Origin of the sequence: Achromobacter sp. (assembly GCF_036567245.1) — a bacterium.
Classification (GTDB): Bacteria; Pseudomonadota; Gammaproteobacteria; order Burkholderiales; family Burkholderiaceae_B; genus Achromobacter.
This window is the reverse complement of record NZ_DATCUY010000312.1, coordinates 1-4,203: the sequence shown is the minus strand read 5'-3', so window position 1 is coordinate 4,203 and position 4,203 is coordinate 1. Positions and strand designations below refer to the sequence as shown.

6 protein-coding genes are annotated in these 4,203 nt (G+C 65.7%); 4 read left to right on the top strand and 2 right to left on the bottom strand.

All coding sequences use genetic code 11. The features are described 5' to 3' along the window. Positions 1–553 (top strand): amidase family protein (locus VIR09_RS13725; protein WP_332013360.1); only part of this gene is annotated, 553 nt, incomplete at its 5' end. A 21-nt stretch (positions 554–574) separates the two neighbouring features. Continuing rightward, complete coding sequence (locus VIR09_RS13720; RefSeq protein WP_332013359.1) at positions 575–1,282, top strand: GntR family transcriptional regulator; 708 nt, start codon at positions 575–577, stop codon at positions 1,280–1,282. Positions 1,283–1,302: 20 nt separating this feature from the next. Here the strand turns inward: VIR09_RS13720 and VIR09_RS13715 are convergent, their stop codons facing one another. Continuing rightward, positions 1,303–1,842: an antibiotic biosynthesis monooxygenase gene (locus VIR09_RS13715; RefSeq protein WP_332013358.1), complete on the bottom strand. Its 540-nt coding sequence runs from the start codon at positions 1,840–1,842 to the stop codon at positions 1,303–1,305. A 303-nt stretch (positions 1,843–2,145) separates the two neighbouring features. Between VIR09_RS13715 and VIR09_RS13710 the strand changes: the two genes are divergently transcribed. Beyond that, positions 2,146–2,700 (top strand): NAD(P)H-dependent oxidoreductase, encoded by a 555-nt coding sequence (locus tag VIR09_RS13710; protein ID WP_332013357.1) that lies wholly within the window; start codon positions 2,146–2,148, stop codon positions 2,698–2,700. 704 nt (positions 2,701–3,404) lie between these two features. On the opposite strand, the gene VIR09_RS13705 is transcribed toward VIR09_RS13710, so the two are convergent. Then, a complete protein-coding gene (locus tag VIR09_RS13705; RefSeq protein WP_332013356.1) occupies positions 3,405–3,620 on the bottom strand; it encodes a dodecin in 216 nt (71 codons plus the stop codon). Between the two features lie 188 nt (positions 3,621–3,808). Here VIR09_RS13705 and VIR09_RS13700 point away from each other — a divergent pair. After that, positions 3,809–4,203, top strand: a 395-nt coding sequence (locus VIR09_RS13700) for a DUF6496 domain-containing protein (protein ID WP_332013355.1), incomplete at its 3' end; no start/stop codon positions are given.

Below are 4,203 nucleotides of genomic sequence, written 5' to 3'. Positions count from 1 at the left end.
GATCGCGGCGCGCGCCCTGGAGGCCACGGCTGTGGTCGAACTGCAAGGCGCGGCCCAGGCGCGCGCGGCGGCCTTCGTCATCACGGCGGCGGAAGGCGGCGCCCTGCATCGCCGCAGGCTCGTCACGCACTACGACTACTACGAACCGCTGTCGCGCGACCGACTGGTCGCAGGCAGCCTCGTGCCCGCCGCCTGGGCGCAGCAGGCGCAGCGCATCCGCTACCGCGTCTATCGCGAAGCGCTGGCGCTGTTCGAACACTACGACGTGCTGATCGCCCCCGCCACGCCGGTGCCTGCCACACCCATCGGCGCGGACTGGCTGACACTGGCCGGCCAGCGGCTGCCGGCGCGCGCCAGCATGGGGATCCTGACGCAGCCGGTGTCGTGCATCGGCCTGCCGGTCTGCGCCGCGCCAGTCTGGCCCGAAGCCGGACAGGACGGCCACCTGCCGCTGGGCGTACAGCTGATCGGCGCGCCTTGGCGCGAAGCCGATTGCCTGCGCGCCGCACACGCGCTGCAGCAGGCCGGCATTGCCCACCTCCGTCCTCTTTAACCACCGATCCGAGGCCACCACATGGGAACCGCCTTCGCCGTCATCGACATACCGCGCACACTCGCCGACACCGCCTACGGCACGCTGAAGCGGGACATTCTGGACTTCCGGCTGGCGCCGGGCGACCGCTTTACCGAGACCGAAGTCGCCGACCGCCTGCAGGTCAGCCGCACGCCGGTGCGAGAGGCTCTGTTCCGCCTGGAGCGGGAAGGCTATCTGGAGGTGAAGCAACGCAATGGCTGGCTGGTCAAGCCGCTGGACTTCAACGCGCTGGACCATTTCTATGAGTTGCGCAACGTGCTGGAAGCGGCCGCCGTGCAGTCGCTGTGCGCGTCGGCCAGCGCCACCGAGCGCCTGCGCGCGCTGCGCCCGCTGGCCGACATCTGGCTGGTGGACCCCAGCGAGCGTTCCGGCGACAACGAGCGGCTGGCGGATCTGGACGAGCGCTTTCACATCGATCTGGTGGCCGCCGCAGGCAACCCCGAGATCGCGCGCGTGCACCGCGCAGCCACTGAGCGTATCCGCATCGTGCGGCGCCTGGACTTCACGCTGCCCGAACGCATCGGCAAGACCTACGAAGAGCACGCGGCCATACTCGACGCGGCGCTGGCCGGTGACGCCGCACGCTCGGTTGCGCTGCTGAACGCGCATATCCAGGGCAGCCAGGCGGCGGTGCGCAAGATCACGCTGCACCGGCTGTATTCCTCCCGCGGCGCGCGGGCGGCCTGAGCCGGCCGCGCATGCCTGCCTCAGCCCGCCCGCAGCCAGCGCTGCAGCATTCGCGCCACCAGGGGCATGCATATGAACACCATGACGGGCGTCAACGCTACGCTGGTGATCAGCACCCGCCAGAACACGGGCAAGAGGCTCAGCGGTTCGCTGGCCAGTACGGAGAACGCCAGCAACACCGGAAAGTAGGCCAGCCAGATGCTGACGGCCTGCTTCCAGCGCGGTGGCGCGCTGGTCGTGGGCGCGAACCAGTCGTCGGTGCCACTGACGCGGCGCTCGTGGCTGGCACGTACAAGCGCCGCGCCGCGTTCCAGCCACATGCGGCGCGGCAGAGAGTTTTCCCAGCGCCCGAGGCTGGCCCCGTCGGCAAAGCGCAGGACGATCTGGTACTGGTCTCCGCCTTCCGCGGGCTGCAGCACACCAGATCCAAGAAACCCCGGGAAACCTGCCGCAAGAATTTCGCCCTGGCGCATCCAGGACAGGAAATCGCCATAGCGCTCGGGCGCTATGTGCCGAGTGACCAGCATGGTGACCGGGGCGGGAACGGAAGAACGGGACATGGCAGGACTCCTGGAACGGCGTGTAGCTTGTTATGCAGTATTGACCCTAGCAAGCGGTGTGCCAGGAATCCCGCGCCCCTCGGCCGCAGCGCCGCTCCTGAACCCCGGCGCGGCGCAGCAGGTCCGCGCACCTTGCAGCACACCATCATGGTGATCGCGCGCCCCTTGCGCACCACGGTGGTGCCTGCGCAGCCGACATCAGGGCGTCATGATCCTGAATAACCATATCCGCGATCGTGATTGAGCGTGCCTGCGTACAGGTCTACACTGAGATTCCCGTTCAACCCTTGGAGCCTGCGCCCCATGAGCACCTACAAGATTGCCGTTTTCGTCGGAAGCCTGCGCGCTGCCTCGTTCAACCTGCGGCTGGCCCGCGCGCTGGAAAAGCTGGTGCCCGCGGACTTCAAGTTCGAATACGTGAGCCTGGGCGACGTGCCGCTCTACAACCAGGACAACGAGAACAACCTGCCCGCCCCCGCCGCCAAGCTCAAGCAGCAGATCGCCGACGCCCAGGGCATCCTGTTCGTTTCGCCCGAGCACAACCGCTCCGTGCCGGCTGCCATCAAGAACGCCATCGACTGGGGTTCGCGTCCCTGGGGCCAGAACTCCTGGACCGGCAAGGCCGTCGGCATCGTCGGCACTTCGCCCAGCGCCGCCGGCACCGCCCTGATGCAGCAGCACCTGCGCAACATCCTGGCCGCCGAAGGCGCCAACACCCTGACCACGCCGGAAGTCTTCCTGCAATACACGGAAGGCCTGGTCGACGACCAGTACAACATCACCAACGAAGGCACCCGCAAATTCCTGCAAGGCTGGGTGGACCGCTACGTGGACTGGATCAAGAAGTTCAACGCCTGATCGCCGCCGCTGCCGGCGCGGGCTCATCCCGGCCGGCAGAGATCGCCCGTCTACCTCCGGGCGATCCAGCCCCCCGATACGTCGGGGGGCTTTTTTTTTGCACCGCGGTTCACACTTATCCCCGCCAACTGTGGAGAAGCTTGAGGACAGCCTTGGGGCAGAATGAAAAAGCCGTGTCCTGCCAAGCACTTGCAAGGGCCGGTCAAAAACTGCGCAATCATCCGTTTGGATGATTTTTTGCCCACTTATCCACTGAAATCGGGATGAACCGGCGGACTTGCGCCGCAGCCGTGCGGCAATGTGGATTTGTCCCCGCGTTCTGTGGAAAAGCATGAGGACAGTATGAGGGCAGGTCGGAAATCCCCTTGCATATCAAGCGCCTGCAAGGGGTGGTCAAGAATGGCTCAAACACCGTATCGAAGCGCCCCGGTTGTCCCCGGCAAATGTGGATAAGCCTGAGGACAGTATGAGGGCAGCCGGCAAAAAGCCTTACAGGCCAAGCACTTGAAGGGGCCGCTCAAGAAACGCTCACTTCCCGCGGATCGACGACGCCGCAACGGCTGAGGGCGGCGGGAGACGAAAGCGCGACAGGCTTGTCCCCAGCGAATGTGGACAAGCCTCTGTACAGTCGGATAACAAGCCCAAAAAACCTTTATCCGACAATCACTTGGAAGGCGTGCTCAAGAAAGGAGCAGCAAGCGGGCTCACTCGTTCCCTTCCAGCCGCATGCCTATCTTCAAGCCGACTTGCCAGTGCGCCACCTTGCCGTCCTTGATGTGGCCGCGCACTTCGGTGACTTCGAACCAATCCAGGTTGCGCAGCGTATCGGACGCGCGCGCTATGGCCTGGGCGATGGCGTCGTCGGTGGACTTGGTGGAAGAGCCCACCAGTTCGATTTGCTTGTAGACATGATTCGACATAGCTCGTCTCCGCTAAGGGGGTGAGTCGTGAATCGTCGGCCTGGCGGCGGTGTTCCGGCGCTTACGACCGGCAATCCATTCGAACACACAGCATACGCCCACGGCGCTAGAGTGGTGTTACGAGTTCCGTCGCACCGGCCTCGGCGCGGCGCAACGCGTTCCCGCAATGCAAGCGAGGAGGTGTCGTCATGCCTGAACGAAAAACCCTGGAACGAGCGGCGCGCGACAAACGCCAAGGAAAATCCGCTTCCACGCAGGCCGGAGAATTCGTGCGCGAGGAAATCGAACACGTGCGCGAAGGCAAGCACGGCGTGCGCTCCACCAAGCAGGCCGTCGCGATCGGCCTGTCCAAGGCGCGCCGCGCAGGCGTGGCGCTGCCCACGCCGAAGAAGGCCAGCGCGGCGACCAAGCGCAAGGCGAAGCAGGACAGCGTAGCGGCCCATGATGGACATGCCAAGTCGACCAAGCGCGCCAAGGCCACCACCACCGCCCTGAAGAAGGAAAGCGCCAAACCCGCGTCGCGCGCCGCCTTGTCGCGGCAGGCCAGCGCAGCGGCATCCAAGCGCAGCGCCGCTGCCCGCTC

Coding starts and splice junctions, on each gene's coding strand:
- VIR09_RS13720 (WP_332013359.1), top strand. CDS start 575: ATGGGAACCGCCTTCGCCGTCATCGACATACCGCGCACACTCGCCGAC.
- VIR09_RS13705 (WP_332013356.1), bottom strand. CDS start 3,620: ATGTCGAATCATGTCTACAAGCAAATCGAACTGGTGGGCTCTTCCACC.
- VIR09_RS13710 (WP_332013357.1), top strand. CDS start 2,146: ATGAGCACCTACAAGATTGCCGTTTTCGTCGGAAGCCTGCGCGCTGCC.
- VIR09_RS13715 (WP_332013358.1), bottom strand. CDS start 1,842: ATGTCCCGTTCTTCCGTTCCCGCCCCGGTCACCATGCTGGTCACTCGG.